This is a genomic window from Mycobacterium neumannii (genome assembly GCF_002245615.1).
In the GTDB taxonomy this organism is placed as follows: Bacteria; Actinomycetota; Actinomycetes; order Mycobacteriales; family Mycobacteriaceae; genus Mycobacterium; species Mycobacterium neumannii_A.
On sequence record NZ_NKCO01000008.1, the window covers coordinates 148634 to 167674 of the forward strand.

19 protein-coding genes are annotated in these 19041 nt (G+C 66.6%); 8 read left to right on the forward strand and 11 right to left on the reverse strand.

Translation table 11 applies throughout. The annotated features are described in order from the left end of the window. Positions 1–26: 26 nt before the first annotated feature. A complete protein-coding gene (locus CEX88_RS12180; protein ID WP_066844056.1) occupies positions 27–830 on the reverse strand; it encodes a nuclear transport factor 2 family protein in 804 nt (267 codons plus the stop codon). A 107-nt stretch (positions 831–937) separates the two neighbouring features. Here CEX88_RS12180 and CEX88_RS12185 point away from each other — a divergent pair, with 107 nt between their 5' ends. Then, complete coding sequence (locus CEX88_RS12185) at positions 938–1345, forward strand: hypothetical protein (RefSeq protein ID WP_066844059.1); 408 nt, start codon at positions 938–940, stop codon at positions 1343–1345. A 21-nt stretch (positions 1346–1366) separates the two neighbouring features. Here CEX88_RS12185 and CEX88_RS12190 read toward each other — a convergent pair whose 3' ends face one another. Continuing rightward, positions 1367–2365 (reverse strand): alpha/beta hydrolase, encoded by a 999-nt coding sequence (locus CEX88_RS12190; protein WP_094293668.1) that lies wholly within the window; start codon positions 2363–2365, stop codon positions 1367–1369. A 270-nt stretch (positions 2366–2635) separates the two neighbouring features. On the opposite strand from CEX88_RS12190, the gene CEX88_RS12195 reads away from it, so the two are divergent. Beyond that, on the forward strand, positions 2636–4093 hold the full coding sequence (locus tag CEX88_RS12195; RefSeq protein ID WP_094293669.1) for an aldehyde dehydrogenase: 1458 nt from the start codon (positions 2636–2638) through the stop codon (positions 4091–4093). Here the strand turns inward: CEX88_RS12195 and CEX88_RS12200 are convergent. From CEX88_RS12200 to CEX88_RS12220, 5 genes are read right to left on the reverse strand one after another with little or no spacing between them, the layout of a single operon-like run. Beyond that, the gene (locus CEX88_RS12200; protein WP_066844067.1) at positions 4085–4504 is read right to left on the reverse strand and encodes a MaoC family dehydratase; all 420 of its coding nucleotides are present in this window, start codon (positions 4502–4504) and stop codon (positions 4085–4087) included. The two genes, CEX88_RS12195 and CEX88_RS12200, sit on opposite strands and share 9 nt — an antisense overlap. Beyond that, positions 4504–4977, reverse strand: a complete 474-nt coding sequence (locus tag CEX88_RS12205; protein WP_066844190.1) for a MaoC family dehydratase — start codon at positions 4975–4977, stop codon at positions 4504–4506. The genes CEX88_RS12200 and CEX88_RS12205 overlap by 1 nt, the downstream gene beginning before the upstream one ends. A 53-nt stretch (positions 4978–5030) precedes the next feature. Further along, positions 5031–5444, reverse strand: coding sequence for a nuclear transport factor 2 family protein (locus CEX88_RS12210; protein ID WP_066844069.1), 414 nt, complete (start codon positions 5442–5444; stop codon positions 5031–5033). A 12-nt stretch (positions 5445–5456) separates the two neighbouring features. Then, on the reverse strand, positions 5457–7058 hold the full coding sequence (locus CEX88_RS12215; protein ID WP_094293670.1) for an AMP-binding protein: 1602 nt from the start codon (positions 7056–7058) through the stop codon (positions 5457–5459). Then, positions 7058–8173 carry an aromatic ring-hydroxylating oxygenase subunit alpha gene (locus tag CEX88_RS12220; RefSeq protein ID WP_094293671.1) on the reverse strand — a complete coding sequence of 372 codons (1116 nt, stop codon included), beginning with the start codon at positions 8171–8173 and terminating at the stop codon, positions 7058–7060. Before CEX88_RS12220 ends, CEX88_RS12215 begins: the two co-directional genes overlap by 1 nt. Before the next feature lie 105 nt (positions 8174–8278). On the opposite strand from CEX88_RS12220, the gene CEX88_RS12225 reads away from it, so the two are divergent. Then, positions 8279–9520: a cytochrome P450 gene (locus CEX88_RS12225; RefSeq protein ID WP_094293672.1), complete on the forward strand. Its 1242-nt coding sequence runs from the start codon at positions 8279–8281 to the stop codon at positions 9518–9520. Positions 9521–9522: 2 nt separating this feature from the next. Here the strand turns inward: CEX88_RS12225 and CEX88_RS12230 are convergent, their stop codons facing one another. After that, complete coding sequence (locus tag CEX88_RS12230) at positions 9523–11856, reverse strand: CaiB/BaiF CoA transferase family protein (protein ID WP_094293705.1); 2334 nt, start codon at positions 11854–11856, stop codon at positions 9523–9525. 72 nt (positions 11857–11928) lie between these two features. Here CEX88_RS12230 and CEX88_RS12235 point away from each other — a divergent pair, with 72 nt between their 5' ends. The 4 genes from CEX88_RS12235 (at position 11929) to CEX88_RS12250 (ending at position 15929) form a co-directional block, all read left to right on the forward strand. Continuing rightward, positions 11929–12738: a FadR/GntR family transcriptional regulator gene (locus CEX88_RS12235; RefSeq protein ID WP_094293673.1), complete on the forward strand. Its 810-nt coding sequence runs from the start codon at positions 11929–11931 to the stop codon at positions 12736–12738. A 19-nt stretch (positions 12739–12757) separates the two neighbouring features. Then, a complete protein-coding gene (locus tag CEX88_RS12240) occupies positions 12758–13471 on the forward strand; it encodes an SDR family oxidoreductase (RefSeq protein ID WP_094293674.1) in 714 nt (237 codons plus the stop codon). A 98-nt stretch (positions 13472–13569) separates the two neighbouring features. Further along, the gene (locus CEX88_RS12245; RefSeq protein WP_420799212.1) at positions 13570–14775 is read left to right on the forward strand and encodes a cytochrome P450; all 1206 of its coding nucleotides are present in this window, start codon (positions 13570–13572) and stop codon (positions 14773–14775) included. Then, on the forward strand, positions 14772–15929 hold the full coding sequence (locus CEX88_RS12250) for a Zn-dependent alcohol dehydrogenase (RefSeq protein ID WP_094293675.1): 1158 nt from the start codon (positions 14772–14774) through the stop codon (positions 15927–15929). The genes CEX88_RS12245 and CEX88_RS12250 overlap by 4 nt, the downstream gene beginning before the upstream one ends. Positions 15930–15956: 27 nt before the next feature. Here the strand turns inward: CEX88_RS12250 and CEX88_RS12255 are convergent, their stop codons facing one another. The 3 genes from CEX88_RS12255 to CEX88_RS12265 all read right to left on the reverse strand — a co-directional run bounded on the left by CEX88_RS12255 (position 15957) and on the right by CEX88_RS12265 (position 18378). Beyond that, complete coding sequence (locus tag CEX88_RS12255) at positions 15957–16193, reverse strand: hypothetical protein (protein ID WP_066844094.1); 237 nt, start codon at positions 16191–16193, stop codon at positions 15957–15959. A 123-nt stretch (positions 16194–16316) separates the two neighbouring features. After that, positions 16317–17531, reverse strand: a complete 1215-nt coding sequence (locus CEX88_RS12260; protein ID WP_094293676.1) for a cytochrome P450 — start codon at positions 17529–17531, stop codon at positions 16317–16319. 10 nt (positions 17532–17541) lie between these two features. Continuing rightward, complete coding sequence (locus CEX88_RS12265) at positions 17542–18378, reverse strand: mycofactocin-coupled SDR family oxidoreductase (RefSeq protein WP_094293677.1); 837 nt, start codon at positions 18376–18378, stop codon at positions 17542–17544. Between the two features lie 140 nt (positions 18379–18518). Between CEX88_RS12265 and CEX88_RS12270 the strand changes: the two genes are divergently transcribed. Then, positions 18519–19028: a TetR/AcrR family transcriptional regulator gene (locus CEX88_RS12270; protein WP_066844102.1), complete on the forward strand. Its 510-nt coding sequence runs from the start codon at positions 18519–18521 to the stop codon at positions 19026–19028. Positions 19029–19041: the final 13 nt, after the last annotated feature.

The following is a 19041-nucleotide window of genomic DNA, read 5'->3' on the forward strand; positions in this document are numbered from 1 at the left end:
CCCGAGGACGCGAAACGTCGGGTGGTTCAGCCCACCGGGGCGGCGTAGTAGCGGATTCGTCTGATCGAGAACGGTGTCGCCGCCACGTCGGCGATGAGCACATCGCGCGACCCGGCGCCCTCAATGCCGCACACCAGGCTGTGACCCGAACCGATCAGTTTGCGCGAGCGGGCGCCGGCAAGCCGCGACAGCAGCTCGGTGCTGCCCATCGGCGTGTGCTCACCTGCGGTGATCTGTGCGGCGCCGCCCAACCAGCGCCGCAGCCCGACCTCGTCACCGGCATGGGCAGCCGCCAGGAACTCGTCGAACCGTCGCTTGCCCTGGGGGCCGATCCCCCGGAAGCCGCCGAGAAAGCCGAGCGCCCCGACGATGCCCTGGTTCGTCAGTAGCGCCCGCGACAGTTGCAGCCCGGCGGGCACCGATCGGATCCCGCCTCTGAGGAACTGCCCGACCATCGCTGGAAGTTCCCAATAGGCTGACAGCTCAGCGATTTTCAGCTCGTCCGCGTCGACTTCGAGGTGGTAGCGCAGGTAGGCGGGAATCCGCATCGTCAAACCGGCCGCCATTCGGACCTCCAGTTCCAGATCGCGGATCACGGTCGAGCCGACCACGATGTCGACGTCGCGGTGGAACGCGATGTCGCGCGGACCGACGAAGGTGTCGTAGAAGCGGGCGATGGCCGTCGTCCCGCGGTGCGGTTGCGAACCCACCGGGTCTTCGATGATCCCGTCGAAGGTGAAGGCCGCGACCCACGCCTCGCGATCGTGGACGGCGACCGCGGCCGGGGATCGCTCGACGGCGGCCAGGGCGTCGGCCCGGGAGATGGCCATAGAGGTTGCCTACCACTTCGGGATCGCTTCAGTCGACTACTTCCCCGCATGCGGGCACACTGGAAGAGATACCGCGCACAGGTGCGGGCGCCCCAGGAGGAGGCACGATGAGCAGCAACGGCCCGTTCGGGTTCGACCCCGAGGAGTTCGACCGCGTCGTGCGCGAAGCCGGTGAGGGTCTGCGCGACGCGCTCGACGGCTTCGGCAGGTTCTTCAGCACGTCAGGGGAACGCGCGGGCTGGGCCAACCTGGTTGACGAGTTCACCCGCTCGTCGCGGCCCCGACGCGAACCGGAGACCACCGGGGAGACCGGTGACGGGGTATGGGCGATATACACCGTGGACGACGACGGCGGTGCGCACATCGAGCAGGTCTACCCCACCGAGTTGGATGCGCTGCGGGCCAACAAGAACAACACCGATCCCGCCCGCAAGGTGCGGTTCCTGCCGTACGGCATCGCGGTCAGCGTCTTGGACGCATCCGATCCCGACTCCACCCCCAGCGACGACGCCTAGCGCGAAACCGTGTGCGCCGCTTCACCGTTGGTTTGTCGGCTGGGCTTCGAGCACTCGCGCAATATCGGGTTTCATCTGCTGCAACTGCTGGCCTGCATAGCCCCAGCTGTGGATGCCCGCGGGGAAGTTGAAGACGCCGTTGTTCCCGCCGGCGGCGATGTATGCGTCGACGAACGCCCGGTTCGACTCGATCGCGAAGCCCTCGAGGAAGCCGAGCCCGGCGATGGGTGCGTCGGGATTGGTCAGCGCGGGATCGGTGAGTGTGCCGTCGCCGCAGTAGATCCAGACGCGCGTTCCGTTGGCGGCGAGCCGACCGGCCTGCACCGTGGGATCGTTGCGGGCCCACGCCGGATCGCCGGGCGGGCCCCACATCGCGGCGGGATCGAAGCCGCCGTTCCACATCTGCGCGACTCTGACCTGACCCGGGCCGTTGGGCGCGGACAGGTTCAGAAAGCCCGACAGCGATCCGGCGTAGCTGAACAGTTGCGGGTGGTAGGCGGCCAAAATCAGCGCCGCCGAACCGCCCATCGAGAACCCGACCACGGCGTTGCGGGTCGGCCGGACCCCTTTGTTGGAGGCCAGCCACACCGGCAGTTCCTGGGTGAGGAAGGTCTCCCACTTGTACGTGTAGGTCGTGCCGTTGCCGACCGCGGGCGCATACCAGTCGGAGTAGAAGCTCGACTTGCCGCCGACGGGCATCACCACCGAGATGCCGGAGCCGTCATACCAGTCGAAGGCCTGGGTGTTGATGTCCCAGCCGTTGAGGTCGTCGCCCGCCTCCATGCTGTCGAGCAGATACAACGCCGGTGAGTCGTCGCCGGCACCGAGGAACTCGACGCGAACGGTGCGGTTCATCGCCGCCGACGGCACTTCCAGGTGTTCGATCGGAAGGCTCGGATCCGAAAAGGCCTGTGCGGTTGGGCTCGCACCGCCGGCAGCGAGGGCCGGCAGCATCGCTGCGGCCACCGTCGCTGCAGCCCAGGTAGCCCGGCGCAATGACGGCCACTTCACGAGCGCCATCGATGACCTCCCTATCATCGCCGACCCTGAGCGGACGATACGCCCGCGAGAGCCATCACCCGCGGTTTTCGCAACACTCGCCCCTCTTTCGCGAAATGGCATTTCGGCAGGGAAAGTTCGAGTGGACGCCTTCCGGAATGCCATTTCGCGGCCGAGTCGGCGCACCATCCCGGCTCGCCATTTTGCTAAGTTTGCATAAATAGCGACTTTGGCGGGCGTACGGTGCGCTCGATGCGGAACTCGCCCGTGGGTCGACGAGGAGGCGCTGTCTTGAGATCGCTGACATACGAACGGCTTTTCATCGGCGGCCGATGGGAAGCGCCGGCCACCGGGCAACGTATCGCGGTCATCTCACCGCACACCGAGGAGCGCATCGGCCAGACACCGGAGGCCGCCGCCGGCGATGTCGACCGTGCGGTGCAGGCCGCGCGCAAGGCGTTCGACGAGGGCCCGTGGCCGCGGATGAGCGTCGACGAACGCATGGAGAAGGTCGAGAAGCTCGCGACGGTTTACGCGGCTCACACCGACGAGATGGCCGACCTCATCACCGCGGAAATGGGCTCGCCGCGCAGCTTCAGCCGGTTGGGGCAGGCCACCGGTGCGCTGGCCCAGATGCATCTGATCCTGGCCACCGCGAAGGAGTTCCCGTGGATCGAGCGGCGCCGAGGGTTGTTCGGCGACGTACAGATCCGGCGCGCGCCCGTCGGCGTGGTCGGGGCGATCGTGCCATGGAACGTGCCGCAGTTCCTCATCATGCCGAAGATGATCCCGGCGCTCATCGCAGGCTGCGCGGTCGTGGTAAAACCGGCTCCCGAGACGCCCATCGACGCGCTGTGGTTGGCCGAGATGCTCGAGGAAGTCGACCTTCCCGAAGGCGTCGTCTCAGTCCTTCCCGGCGGACGCGACACCGGTGAGCACCTGGTGCGTCACCCCGGAGTGGACAAGATCTCGTTCACCGGTTCGTCGGCCACCGGACGCCATATCGCCGCCGTATGCGGGGAGCAACTCAAACGCGTCAGCCTCGAGTTGGGCGGCAAGTCGGCGGCGATCATCCTCGACGACGCCGACATCGACCGCACGGTCGAGCATTTGAAGACGGCGAGCCTGATGAACAACGGGCAGGCGTGCGTCGCGCAGACGCGGATCCTGGTGAGCGAACGCCGACACGACGATGTGGTGGACGCGCTGAGCGCGATGATGTCGGGGCTTCAGGTGGGTGATCCCGCCGACGATGCCACCGACATCGGCCCGCTGGTGGCGCAACGTCAACAGCAGAGGGTGCAGGGTTACATCGATGCGGGGCTCGCCGAGGGGGCGCGAATGGTGGTGGGCGGCACCGACTCACCGCGTGAGCGCGGATGGTACGTCCAGCCGACGCTGTTCACCGACGCCACCAACGGGATGCGTATCGCCCGCGAGGAGATCTTCGGGCCGGTGCTGACCGTGCTGACGTACGCCGATGAACGCGACGCGATCCGGATCGCCAACGACAGCGACTACGGGCTGGCAGGCTCGGTCTGGACGGCCGACGTCGCGCACGGGCTGGAGATCGCCTCGCAGATTCGGACCGGCACCTACGGGATCAATATGTACACGCTCGATACGACGATGCCGTTCGGCGGGTTCAAGCAGTCCGGAATCGGTCGCGAGTTCGGCGCGGAGGGACTGTCGGAGTACGTCGAGTTGCAGACGACCATCAGCGCGGACAAGATGCCCGACCTAACGTGACAGCTCGAGCGTCAATTCCGCCGGGCAGCACAGCTCGCCGCGTTGGTTGCTCACGGTGATCTGCAGATCGACCAGGCCGCTGTCCCGCTTGGCCACGACGCGCCCGCGACCCACCATGGAGTCGCCGGCGTAGATGGAGCCCAGCAGGGTGATCTTGCGGCGCACCACCCGGCTGTAGGGGCCGGCCCAGTCGGTGGCGATACGGTCGACGAATCCGGCGATGTGCATCGTGTTGACGAAGATCGTCGGATACCCCTGCTGTTCGGCGTAGCGCGGATCGTAGTGTGCCGGAAAGTAATCCCATGTCGCACCGGGGTTCATCACGACGCGCTGGTAGTCGATGTGGTCCACCAGTTCCGGCAGGTCCGTAGGGACCGTGACCCGCTTCCATTGCACGCCGTCTTCCGCCATCACGTTTGCGCCTCGGGCGTGAACCGGAACAAGGTGTTGCGGTTGACGGCGACCAATGTGCCGTCGTCGCGGCGGAACTCGTCGCAAGTCTGCACGAAGTGGCCGATCCCGAGGCGAGTGCGCTTTGGAGGCGAGACCGACACGACCTCCTCGATCACGTGCAAGCGATCCCCTTCCACGATGGCGCAGGGGAACTCGGCGTCGTTGGCGGCGTTGATGAACGTCGTCCCAGGCAGCGGCACGCGAATCGCGATCGCGGCGAGCGGCGGTCGGCGGTTCGGCAGCCACGGCGGCGGGATCAGCCACCCCATCAGCAGCCCGGGTGGGGCCAGCAACCCGCCCCACTGGCGGCGGGCGAAATCGTCGTCCCAGTAGCCCGGATTGGAGTCGCGGACCATGGCCGCGAAGTGTTGGATGCGGGCCGCGCTCACTGCGGTCCCGGCGTACCGCGGCTCCGTGCGCGTGCCGACCATCTGCAACGCGTCGTCATATGTGCCGAACGCCAGCTCGTAGCGCACAGTCTCGGTCACCCCGGCAGCGCGCTCTCACGGGGAACCGCATCCCAGGCCAGTCGGCGCGAGGCGAAGTACCACCCGCCGCGCTCGTAGACGAGACGGTCGGTGTAGCTGCCGGTGGCCTGGAGTTCGTTGTCACAGAACAGCAATGCGACGCACTGCTGAGTCGCTTCGACGCCGTCGACGGTGATGTCGTGGTCGACGGTGACCAGTCGCCGACCATTTCCACCGTCGAAAGCGTCGGCAAGGGTGGTGAACGACTCCTCGCCCCTGGTGTAGGTCGCACCGGAATGCCGGAAGGTCGCGAGCCAGCCGGTCAGGTCACCGCTGGAGAACAACCGGTTGTGCCTGGCGTCGAGGTTGAGGATTCCTGCCCGCCCCGCCAGCCCGTCGAGCACGTACTGCTGTTGGTAGCTCAATGCCATTGTGTGACTCCTTCACCGACTCAGCAGGTAGCCGTGGGCTTCTCGGTCCCACACCGCCGAGCTCAGGCCCCGTTGCCGCAGAAGATCCTTTCGCACCCGCCCGATGACGTTCTTCGGAATCTCGTCCAGCACTTCGAGGTACCGGGGCACGCAGAAGTACGGCATGCGCGCCGCGCAGAAGTCCAGCAGCTCGGGAAGGTCGACCGTCGCACCGGGACGTAGAGCCACGACGACGAGGATGTCGTCCTCGCCCACATCGCTCGGGACGGCGACCGCGGCGGCTTCGGCGACCGCCGGGTGCTGCATGACCACCTGCTCGAGCTCGACCGAGGACACGTTCTCCCCGCGTCGGCGCAGCGAGTCCTTGGCGCGGTCGACGAACGTCAGATTCTGGTTGTTGTCGAGGAAACCCAGATCGCCCGTCCGGAACCACTCCGGGTGGGGTTCGATCCGCAGGCCGCGGTGCCCGGGCGCGGACGACACATACCCCTCGCTTATCACATGCGCTGTCCGCGGCCGGCACGCGATCTCACCCGTCACCCCGACGGCGACGGGGCGGCCGTCCCCGTCGACGATGCGTACCTCGAAGGCCGAGTTGACTTGTCCTGACGTACCCGGGACCCCGTCGTCCGAAACCGCCTTGTACGCGATCGGGAACGCCTCGGTCAGCCCGTACATCGTCACCACGCGGCACCGGTAGCGGTCCTCGATCGCGCGGTACAGCTCAGCCGAAATGGGTGCGGCCGAGATGAAGCGGATCCCGAGCTGCGCGTCGCGGGGGTCGGGCGGCAGAGTCCACAGCATCGACACCATCGCACCCGCCCCGGCGAACCCCGCTGCGCCACAGGCCCGCAGCTCTTCGCACACCTCGGCGGGGTGAAACGCGCCCGCCAACACGCTGGTGGCGCCGACGAGCATCGGCGCCAGCACCGTCGGGGCGGCGCTGAGGTGGAACAGCGGCATCGCCGTCCAGATCACGTCGCCCCGGCCGTACTCCCACGCCGACGCGACGGTGGCGGCCGCGACGAACAGGTAGTGCCACGTGGTCGCCACCGCCTTCGACGGACCGGTGGTTCCCGAGGTGAAGAACAGCGCTCCTACGTCGTCGGCATCGGTGTGCACCGTCGGGCAGGTGGCGCCGTGCGATGTGCTCAACTCCGCGGCGACCGAATCGTCGATCAGCAGGGCCGCCGCCGGAGCGTCGAGCTGGTCGACCACCTCGGCGAGTCGAGCGCGACGGGCCTCGTCGGTCACCACCAGCCTGGCCTGCGACACGTTCAGCGCGTGCGACAGGAAATCACCCTTGTTCGCGGCGTTGACCGCCGCACTCACCGCGCCCAACCGGGCGGCGCCGAGCCAGAAGTACACCCACTCCGGACAGGTACCGGCGAACAGCGCGACGGTGTCACCGCGGCGCACGCCGCGATCGGCCAGCATCGCCGCGGCGGCGCGGGACCGGTCGCGCATCTGGGCGAACGTGATGGGCGCGCCGTCGATCGACATCATCACCTCGTCGCCGAACTGGTCGGCACGGCGGTCGAGAACCGAAGCGACCGTGAACCGTTCGACGCCGAAAGCCGCGGGCTCCACGCGCCACGTCCGGTCCGTGGGCATCAAACCTGCGCCGCGGACGGGTCGGGTTCGCCGGTCGCCGTGTACCCGAAGTCGGTCGCCGACGGTTGGGTACCGGGATAGAACCGGTGCGCCCAGCGGCGCAGCGCGGCGTAGTCGCGGGCCTCCTCGGGCGCAAGGTTCGGTTTCTCCAGGTACTTCATGTTCTCCCAGGTGAAGAAGTCCTGTTTGATGACTTCCTGCTGCAGCTGCAAGAACTTCGCCGCCCGGCCGGTGGGCGTGTCGCCGCGATCACCGGCTTCGCGGATGGATGCCTGGGTGTAGAAGTAATCGGTGTAGTCCTCGTCGACCGGCGTCTGGCCGGTCACCTGGACGGTGGCGACCAGCTCCGACGGGAAGCGCACGACGCCGAGGCCCAGCGAATAGTTGTCGTAGATGATCTTCGCGTCCACGGGCCCGTTCGGGGTGAGCCACGTCTTGGCCCGTCCCCCACCGAAATTCGCGTTCACCGTCGCATGCAGGTGGTAGCCGGACACTTCGAACGACGCGGTGTTGGCGGGATTGGCCGCCTTGTGCACGTACTGGACGTGGTAGGGGTCCGCCGCGTTCTCGATGATCATCTGCGCATGCACCTTGACCCTGTTGACCATCCGGGTGTGGGGGTGCAGCGGGTAGTACTCGTCGGTCTCGAGTTCGGGTAACACCGGTGGCTGCCAGTACGGCACGCGGCTGTGACGTTCGTGCCACACGAGGATGAAGCCGTACCACTCGGTGCACGGGTAGCGCTTGATCCGTACGTTCTGTTTGCAGCCGATCTTGCTGTACGGGATCAGCGCGTTGGTGCCCTCACCGGTCCACTGCCAGCCGTGCCACGGGCAGACTATGTTCTCGCCCTCGACGGTGCCGCCGACGCCCATGTTCGCACCCAGGTGCTGACAGTAGGCGTCGAGCACATTGACCCGACCCGATTGCGTCCGGAAGATCACCAGCTCCTCGCCGAAGTAGTGGGCGCGTTTGACCTGACCGTCGGCCAGGTCCGAGGAGAACCCGACGATGAACCATCCGGTCGGGAACCGGTAGGTCGACAGGCTGATTCCGCTGGGCCCGAACTCGCGCTCCGACGGGTCGAGGGTGGGATCGTCGACCGTATCCGTCATCGCAACTCCGTCCGCGCACGCACCAGCCGGGCTCAGCGGCGCTGTCCGTTGCCTATTTTTACTATTTTAGGCATTCTGGGTCAAGGACGGCGAAGGGAACCGCGCATGACAGCGACCACTCCGGTCGACCTGTCCGATCCGGCGTTGTGGCAGAACGGTTTTCCCGACGCGCTGTTCACAGAGCTGCGGCGCGAGCGACCGATCTTCAAACACGAACTCACCGACCGGGTGGCGGCGACGCTGAAGCGCGATTTTTGGATGACGACCAAGGTGCATCACATGCACCGCATCCACCGCGATACCGAATCGTTCACCGCCGCCGAGGGACCGCTGATCCAAGGTGTGGGTGCGGTGGGGGCATTCCCGACGATCATCAACATGGATCCGCCCGAACTACTCAAGCGGCGCCGGGTGATGTCACACGCGTTCACCCCGAAGGCGATCGGGAAGCTCGAACAGGATATCCGCACGCGGGCCGCCGGCCTGATCGACCACTTGCTGGAGCGTGGCGGCGGAGACTGGATCGCCGATGTCGCCGATGCTCTGCCCATGTCGGTGATCGGCGACATCGTGGGCATACCCGAAGAGGACAGACCGGAGATCTTCGAGACCTTCGACCTGATCCTGCAGGCGAATTCGGCCTCGTCGGGACGGGAGGCCGAACAGCAGCATCTCGAGCTGTTCGGCAAGGTCTTCACCTATGCCTCGGAACTGACCGCCGCGAAGCGCCTGCGACCCACCGACGACATCTGGAGCAGCCTGGCCACGGCCGTGGTGACCGACGAGGACGGCGAGCAACTGTCGATTCCGGCCACCGAGCTCGACATTTTCTTCTTCGTGATCGCGTTCGCGGGCAGCGACACCACGAAGAACGCATTGGCCTACGGGCTCCGGGCGTTCGTCGACAATCCCGACCAGATCGAGCGCTACCGCGCGGACCCATCGGTACGCCAGTCCGCGGTCGAAGAGGTGCTGCGATGGTCCACCCCGGTGGCGTTCTGGAGCAGGGTCACCAAGGTCGATGTCGAGATCGACGGCGTCATGATCCCCCGAGGCGAGCGCGTGGTGTCGATGTTGCGGTCGGCCAACCGCGACGAGGACGTCTTCGCCGATCCGTTCGCATTCGACATCGGTCGTGCGGACAATCCGCATGTGGCTTTCGGCGGCGGCGGACCACACCACTGCCTCGGTGCGATGCTGGCCCGGGCGGAGATTCGCGCTGTGCTCGACGAGTTGTTGTGCAGGGCCGAAGACATCACGCTCGGACGGGTCGACGTCACCTATCCGAGCCTCACCAACAACATGACGATCTACCACTCGATGCCGATCTCGCTGCGGGGACGCTGAATTCACAACCCCTTCGGCCGCGACCCGATGACACCCTGGGCCTCGAGCCGCTCCAGGTCGCTTGCGGTCAGACCGCACAGTGTGGTGAGGACCTCGGCGTTGTGCTCACCCAGCGTCGGCGGTGGGCGCTGCAGCCAGGTCTGACTGTCGGCCAGCGGCGTGAACGGTGGGCACGGGTAGAGGTTTTCCCCGGTGCGGGAATGGTGAAGGCGTTCGAAGAACCCGCGGTGCCGCAGTTGAGGGTTCTCGGTGACGAGCGACGGCGACACCACGACCGCGGCGGGCACGCCCGCACGTACCAACTCCTCCACGGCGGCTTCGGCGTCGCGTGCGCCAAGCCAGGTCTCGAGCTCCGCACCTCCGGTGACATCGGCCAGCGCGGCGCCTTCGTCTTCGGTGCGCGCGGCGAGTGCGATCCAGCTGTCGTCGCCTGCGCACCTATAGACATCCTGTACGGCCGCCCCGTACCCCCGGTTGCCCCGTCGTTCCATCACCCGCCCGAACACCTCGTATTCGATTGTCTGAACGGCTGTTACGTTGAGCACCGCTTCGATCATCGGCACCTCGACGAGCTGCCCCTCACCGGTACGGTCGGCGAACTCGAGTGCAGCGAGCGTCGCGAAGGCGGCGTGCGCACCGGCGAGCGGATCACAGGCTCCGCGCGGGGCGATCGGCGGGCCCTCGGGCATCCCAGTGACCCAGGCAAGGCCGGCGATCTGCTCCATCGTCGGAGCGAAACCGACGCGGTCGCGCCAGGGTCCGGTCAATCCGAACGCGGGCATCCGCACCACGACCAGGCGCGGATTGAGTGCGAGCAGTTCCGCTGCGTCGAGGCCGAATTGCTCCATCACGCGCGGCGAGAAGTTCTCCACCACGACGTTCGCCTGGCCGATCAGGCGCCGAACCAACCGAAGCCCCTCCTCGGACTGAAGATCGAGGGTGACCGACCGCTTGTTGGTGTTCATCGCGTGGAAGACCCAGCCGTACTCCCACCAGTCGTCGACGTCCTTGCGCATCCCGCCCGAATAGCGGATACCGTCCGGGCGCTGGATGGATTCGACCTTGATGACGTCCGCGCCGAACGCAGCCAACGAATGGGTGGCAGCCGGACCTGCCCAGAACGCGGTGAAGTCGACGACCCGCACCCCCGCGAGCGGCATGCGCCCGGTCGGCGCCGATTCGGTACGCAGATCCCGTGGTTCCCAGAACGTTTCATCGTCACCGTCCCCGACCGCGGGTGAGGTGGCGACCGGTGCGGGACGCGCGCTCGACATCAGCCACGGGGGCCTTGGCTGGTGGAACCCGGCCGGGTTGTCGATGTAGACCCCACGTTCGCGAAGGTGATCCATCGACGGAATGGTCGCGCCGTTGCCCAACGGCGCCAACGGCAACCGGAACAGCTGCCCCAGTTCGACGATCTCGGCGACCGTGCGTTCCCTCATCCACGGGTCGATGCGTTCGCGGATCCAGTCGCGGTAGTCCCACCGGCCGATCTGGAACTGCAACTGCGCGATCTCCGTCAACTCCGGGCAGTCGACCATCGCGGCGAAGTCCAGCCACTGCTGGCCGGTCACCATGCTGATGCCGACGTAGCCGTCCTTGGCGGGTTCGATGGACGGCACCTCCACCGACCGCCGCACGGGCGGGACTTGTAGGAGCGCCGAATGCAGCCATTCCCCACTCTGCATCAGCGTGATGGCCTCGAGCAGCGACATGTCGAGGTGGCCACCCGCTCCGCCGTCACAAACGCGCCGCCGCAGAGCCAGCGCACCGTAGGCGGCCCACGTTCCACCCATGTACTCCCCCAGGTCTCCGCCGATCGAGATCGGCGGACCTGCCGGATCGCCACGAAATCCGGTGAGCCCCGACGCGGCCTGCAGCGTGAATTCGGTGGCGGGCCGCCGAGACCACGGCCCCGTCCAGCCGAAGTCCGAGATCGAAACGACTATGCATCCGGGCGAGGCCGCCAGCAGCGCTTCGGGGTCGACACCGTCCCGTCGGGCCGTGGCCTCATCCGCGGTCACCACGATGATGTCGGCGCACGACAGCAGATGACTTGAAATGGCTGTGACGCTGCGCTTTCCAGCGTTGAGATAGCAGAACAGCGGCGAGTCGGCGTCGTCATGTATTGGGCTGTCGCTGACCGTGACCCGGCGCAGCGGATCCCCCTCGGGTGGTTCGACCTTGACCACGTCGGCGCCCGCGTCGGCAAGAAGCTTGCCGCAGTACGCCCCGGCGATGCGGTCGCTGACCTCGAGGACCCGCACATCGTGCAGCGGGGTGGCTACCGTGCCACTCACACCGTCGCCCACGCATACCTCCCGGTCCGCCGTCATCTTAGTGACCATCGCCGCATGGCAAGGCAACGCTGCAGGTGGCCGGGCTATCACTGTTAATATTGCTAAGATATGACAACACTGGGAATCGGGCCCGAGGCACGTCGCCGCCTCGGGGCGCGCCGCACAGCGGAGATCGTCGCCGACGAGCTGCGCCGCCAGATCATCGAGGGTGAGCTCAACGACGGTGACCTGCTGCCTCGTCAGGAAGTGCTCGTCGAGCAGTTCAGCGTGAGCCTGGTGTCGTTACGAGAAGCCTTGCGAATTCTCGAGACTGAAGGCCTCGTCTCGGTGCGTCGAGGCAACCGTGGCGGAGCGGTCGTGCACGCGCCCGCCAAAGCCAGCGCCGCCTACATGCTGGGCCTGCTGCTGCAGAGTGACTACGTGCCGCTCGCCGACCTCGGCACGGCGCTACAGGAACTCGATCCGATGTGTGCGGCGCTCGCCGCGCGCAGACCCGACCGCGGTAAGACGCTCATCCCCAAACTCAGGAACCTCAATGCGGCGATGGCCGAACACATCGACGACGGAGCGCGATTCACCGAGATCGGCGGGCAGTTCCACGACGAGATCGCCCGCGGTTGCGGTAACCACACGATGATCGCGGTCGTCGGCAGCCTGGAGACACTATGGACCGGGCACCTGAACTGGTGGGCCGAAGACAGCGCCGCCAAAGGCGAGTACCCGGCGATGAACAAGCGCCGCATCGCGTTGACCGTCCACACCAAGATCGCCGACGCGATCGAGGCGGGCGACGGCGAACGCGCACGAAAGCTGGCCGCGAAGCACGTCGCCGACACTCAGACCTACCTGTTGGCAGGAAATCCCGAACAACGGATCGTCGCACTGTCACCGCAGGCGCTCGCGCAGCGGAAGCGTTAGACAGCTTGAAAGGCAATGCGTGCGAACGGCTTTGATCACCGGCGGTAGCGGTGGAATTGGCAAGGCGTGCGGGCGCAAGCTCGCCGAACTCGGTTACGACGTGGTGTTGACGGCACGGCGGGAGGCGCCGCTACGGGCCGCCGCCGAGGAGATGGGCGCGCGCTACGTCGTCGCCGACGCGAGCCTGCCGTCGGGGTTCGCCCCCGCCGTCGAGGCGGCAGGCACCATCGACCTGCTCGTGCACGCCTCGGGGATCCTCGGTGGAACCTACGCCCGCAAACAGACTTTCGAGCAGTGGCGCGCGACGATATCGGCGAACCTGGACTCCTGCTTCGTGGTGACGTCGGCGGCGCTGCCACGGATGCGGGCCGGCGCCCGGTTCGTGTTCATCTCCTCGTCGGCGGCGCATGAGCCGATGCGCGCCCGCACCGCCTACTCGGCGGCGAAGGCGGGTATGAACGCTTTCGCCGGCGCGCTGGCGCAGGAGGTCGACCGCGACGGAATCAATGTGCACGTCGTCACTCCCGGGCCCGTCGAGACCGAGATGCTTCAGGACGTGCCGTTCGAGATGTACGCGATCCGGACAGCGGATGTGGCCGACGCCGTCGCCTGGCTCGACACCGTCGACCCGGCGGTGGACGTGCCGGAGATCAGGTTGCATGCGATCACGCGCGGACCGTCGGCCCGTCCGCCCGTCGTCCCCCTCGAGGCACAACGCCGCGCCAATACGTGATTTCGGTGGCTCCGCCGCCCTGCGCTTACCTTGACCTAGATTCCCTAAAATAGTAAAGATGGGCGGGTAGAGCGCCAACCCCGCTGCCGGGAGGCAAGGTGACGATCAGCACCCGTTCGGATGACCAGACCGCTCCCGATGTGGCCAGCGATCCCTACGGTTTCTTCGAGCGCATGCGCACGACGGAGCCGGTGTGGCGCGGCACCATCATGGACACCACCGACATCCCGCCGGAGCTCCTGCCACCGGAGGAATGGACGCTGTTCGACTACGACAGCGTGTACAACGCCTTCCGCGACAGCGACGTCTACGGCTCGGAGGTGTACCACCGCACCATCGAGTTGGTGTTCGGTCCGACCATCCTCGGGATGCACGGCAAACAACATCACGACCACCGCAGCCTGGTGGCCAAGGCATTCCGGCAGACCGCGCTGGCCCAGTGGGAACCCGAGGTGATTGTCCCGATCTGCGAGAAGCTGGTCGACGAGTTCATCGGCGACGGCGAGGTCGACCTGGTCAAGGCGGTGACCTTCGAGTTCCCGACCCGCGTCACCGCAGAGCTGTTGGGGCTGCCGCAAGACGATCTGGAGATGTTCCGCCGCCTCTCACTCGAACTGATCTCGATCACCGAAGACATCGAGGCGGGATTGACCGCTTCGGTCGAACTCGGCGCGTACTTCCAGGAGCAGGTGGACCAGCGGCGCCGCCGGATGACCGACGACGTCATCGGCGACTTGGTCGGCGCCGAGATCGACGGCGAACGGCTGACCGACGAGGCGATCATCTCGTTTCTGCGACTATTGCTTCCCGCCGGGCTGGAGACCACCTACCGGTCGTCGGGCAACCTGCTGTATCTGCTGTTGACGCACCCTGACCAACTCGAGGCGGTCCAACGCAACCGCGAGCTGATTGGAGCCGCGTTCGAGGAGGGGTTGCGGTTCGAGACGCCCTTGGTGAGCGTTCCGAGGTCCACGACGCGCGACGTGGAGATCCACGGTGTCCCCATACCGAAGGGCGCACAGGTCAACCTCTGTATCGGATCGGCAAACCGCGACGAAAAGCGTTGGGACAACGCGAATGTATTCGACATCCACCGCCCGCGGCGTGCTCACACTTCGTTCGCCGGTGGACTTCACAGCTGTCTGGGAATGCACCTGGCCCGCGTGGAGACCCGGGTGATGCTGACCAGTTTGTTCGACCGTGCAACGGATTTCGAGTTGCAGGTCGATGACGACACCCGGCTCGCCGGTCTGCCGTTCCGCTCCCCCATCCATCTGCCGGTCACCTTCCGCCCGACACGATGAGGAGCCGCGCGGCGATCCTGCACGACGTCGGCGGTCTATGGTCGGTCGAAGAGTTCGAACTCGACCCGCCGCGCGCGGGTGAGGTGCTCGTCGAGATGGCCGCAGCCGGGTTGTGTCACTCCGACGATCACATCCTCAAGGGCGACATGTCGGTCTCCAACGAGATCGCCCGCCAGTACGGTCTGACGCCGATGTTCCCGATGATCGGGGGCCACGAGGGGTCTGGCAGGGTGCTCGAGATCGGCGAGGGTGTGACCGAATTCGCGGTCGGCGACCACGTCGTGATGTCGTTCGTCGCGGTGTGCGGCCAGTGCCGCTGGTGCGCCTCCGGGCTGGAGTACCTGTGCGACGAGGGCGCCGGGACGATGGTGCCAGGCATGCCGACCGACCAGACCTTTCGCCACCACACCACCGACGGCCGTCCACTCGGCCATCTGTCCAAGGTCGGCGCCTTCGCCGAGCACACCGTGGTGTCGGCGCACTCGCTGGTTAAGATCGACCCGCGCCTGCCGCTCGTCACGAGCGCGCTGCTGTCCTGCGCGGTTCCGACGGGCTACGGTTCGGCGGCCAACCGCGCCAACGTGCGCGGCGGTGACACCGTCGTGGTGATCGGGGCCGGTGGCATCGGAACCGCGGCCATCCAAGGCGCGCGGATCAACGGCGCCGCACAGATCGTGGCCGTCGATCCCGTCGAGTTCAAGCAGAAGGCAGCGCTGCAGTTCGGTGCCACACACAGTGTTTCGACCGTCGCAGAAGCGCTCGATCTGGTCCGCGACCTCACCAACGGGGTCATGGCGGACAGCGTGGTGGCCGCGCCGTCGCTGATCGCGGGCGGGGACGTCGACGCCTACCTGAAGCTGACGCGCAAGGGCGGCACCTGCGTGCTGACCGGGATGACGGCGCAGACAACACGATCGGCGAAGATCGCGCTGCAGGACTTCATCCTGTGGAACAAGAACCTCGTCGGCACTGTCTTCGGTTCCTGCAACCCGCGAGCCGACATCAGCCGGCTGGCCACCCTCTACCAGTCGGGCCTACTTCAGCTCGACGAGATGATCACCCGCCGGTATCGGCTCGACGACATCAACACCGCGTACGACGACCTGCTGGAGGGCGAGATCATCCGAGGCGTCATCGATTTCGCGCTCGACTAGACCGCAGGCAGCCTGGCCGGATCGCGACTAGTACTGGCCCAGTGGGCGACACACGTTGGAGATCGGATTCCAGTACTCGCCCGGTGCGCATGCCAACGGGGCGGTCGCGACCGGACCGCGACACACGTTCGCCACCGGATCCCACCACCCGTTCGGGCAGTCGAGGGGTTGCGCCGCACCGGTTGCCGCGGTTGCGATCGAGAATGCCGCGATCGGGCCGGCAGCTGCGGCGAGGACCATCGCACGAGAAATGATCTTGCTCATGCGACGAGCTTGCCCCAAACGGCGCCGTCGCAAACCGCCGGCTCCGCAGAAAACCGTTTTAACCGGTTGATCGCACGCATCAGGTGCGTGCGATCAACCTGTTAAGTCCCAAAACTGCCCGTCTCAGGGCAATACGACGTCGAGCCGCTCCCAGCCGCGGACCGTCGACGTCGGCGCGAGCCGCGCGGTCTCGGTGTCGATGTCCCACTCCGGCCAGCGGTTGAGCAGCTCGTCGAGCGCGACGCGGCCCTCCAATCGGGCGAGGTTGGCGCCCAGGCAGTAGTGCACCCCTTTGCCGAACGTGATGTGGCTGATGTTGTCCCGATGGATGTCGAAGGTGTCCGGATTGTCGTAGCGGCGCGGGTCCCGGTTGGCCGCGCCGAACATCAGCAGCATCGCGCTGCCGGCCGGCACGGTCCGCCCGTGGGCCTCGAGATCCCTTGTGACCAAACGGGCCACGTTGTGGCCGGTCGGCTCGTACCGCAGCGTCTCGTCGACCACACGCTGTAACAACGACCGGTCCTCTACCACCTCGCGGCGCTGATCGGGGTGCTCGGCGAGCACTTTCGCCAGCCAGCCGATGAGCCGGCCGGTGGTCTCGTTGCCTGCGCCCGCGACCACCTGCGTGTAGTGCAGGACCTCTTTGCGGGTCAACTTGCGCGTCACGCCGTCCTCGTCCTCGAACTCGACGTTGAGGAGAGCGGTCATCAGGTCGTCGGAGGGGTTCTTCGCGCGCCAGTCAACGTATTCGGCGTAGATGCTGCCGTCGGCGATCTTGTCCGCGCGTACCACTTTCATGGGTGAGCCGGGTTTGGTGCGCAGGCTCGCGTCGTTGGCGTCGCGCACCGTCACCTGCTCCGATTCGGGGATGCCGAGCAGCATCCCGATGACGCGCATCGGCATCATCGACGCGAGCTCGGCGATGATGTCGAACCGCTCCGCGCCGACCAACGGATTGAGGCAGTTGACGCAGTACTGGCGGATCTGGTCCTCGAGCTCGGCCATCCGGCGCGGGGTGAACACCCGCGACATCAGGCCGCGCAGCCTCGTGTGAACCGGCGGATCCTCCATCATCATCACGCCTTTGGGCATCTCGAACTCCGACTGGATGAGTTCGAGGATGTCGCCGCGGCTGTTGGAGAACGTCTGCCAGTCGAGCAGCGCCCGCTCGACGTCGTCGTGGCGCGACAACGCCCAGAAGTCGTAGGACTCGTTGTAATAGAGCGGCGCCTCCTCCCGCAGGCGGGCATATGTCGGATACGGGTCGGCGACGATGTCCACCCGGTACGGGTCGTAGTAAACGGCGCTGCCGTGGGCCTTCTCGTCAACAGCGGTCATCGGTTCTCCCCTACTTCAGGAGGCTGCCGGCGTCGACGGGCAGAGTCACACCGGTGATGTAGCGGGCTTCGTCGGAGGCGAGGAACAGCACGGCGTTGCTGATGTCGACCGGCTCCACCCACGGGATCGGAAGGAAATGGAACGACTGGCAGATCGGCGCGAGATCGTCGGGTCCCGGGTTCTCCAGGTCCGGACGAAACAGTCGGTAGGTCGGTTCGTTCATCAAGAGCGGGGTGCAGACATGGGTTGGGTGCACGCTGTTGACCCGGATCGAGTGCGCTCCGAGTTCGACGGCGAAGGTGCGCATCAGCCCGACGACACCATGCTTGGCGGCGATGTAGTGGCCCACCTGCGGGTAGGCCTTGGTGCCGCCGACCGAGCTGGTGAGGATGATCGATCCGCCGCGGCCGCCGGCCAGAAGATGTGGAACCGCCGCTTTGACGGTCTTCCACACGCCGCCGAGGTTGACGTCGATCGTCTCGTCGAAGCGGTCCTCGGACATCTTGTGCAGCTTCACGCCGGTGGTGCCGATGCCGGCGTTGGCCACGACGATGTCGAGGCCACCAAGCTGTTCCACGCCGTTGTCGACGGCGGACTTCAGCGCGTCGAAGTCGCGGACGTCGACCTCGGCCGTGACGATGCGGCGGTCGAGGTTTTTGACCATGTCGGCGGTCTCGGCGAGGTCCTCGGGAGTGGCCGCCGGTGCAGTCGAGTCCTCGAAACCGCGGCAGATGTCGACCGCGATGACGTCGGCGCCCTCCTGTGCCAACCGCACCGCGTGGCTGCGTCCCTGACCGCGTGCCGCACCGGTGACGAACGCGACCTTGCCTGCTACCCGACCCGCCATCGCCGCAGCTCCCCTCACTTGTTGGGCGATCGCCCAACATCTAGGCTGGCGCCATGTCTAGCAGCCCCGTCGGCGAGCGGTCAAGGGGTGGACGCGAGTCTTCCGCTCGCTCGGCCCTGATCGAGGCGACCGCCCAGGTCATGCTCGAAGAGGGCTACGCCGCAGCCACGTCCCGGAGGGTGGCGGCCCGGGCCGGGGTGAAGCCCGCGTTGGTGCACTACTACTTCCCGAGCATGGACGATTTGTTCCTTGCCGTGCTGCGCGAAGGCGCCGAGGCCAACCTGTCCCGTCAGCGTGAAGCCGCCGATGCCGACGAACCCCTGCACGCGCTGTGGCGCCTGAACAGCACCCACGGGGCGCGGCTCTTCATGGAGTTCATGGCCCTGGCCAATCACCGCAAGGACATCCGCAGTGAGATCGCGGCCTACGCCGAGCGGTTCGGGGGCGTCGAAGAGCGCGTGGTGGCCGCGGCGATGAAGGCCCACGGCGCCGACGTAGAGGCGTTCCCGCCCGTGGTCATGTCTATGATCGTCACCAGCTTGGCCCGCATCGTCCTTCTCGAACGGGGGCTCGGTATAACCCGAGGTCATGCCGAGGCGGAAGCGTTCATCGAGCGCTACCTGGACCGCTTCGAAATCAAGTCGTCGTGACCTGGCCCACACC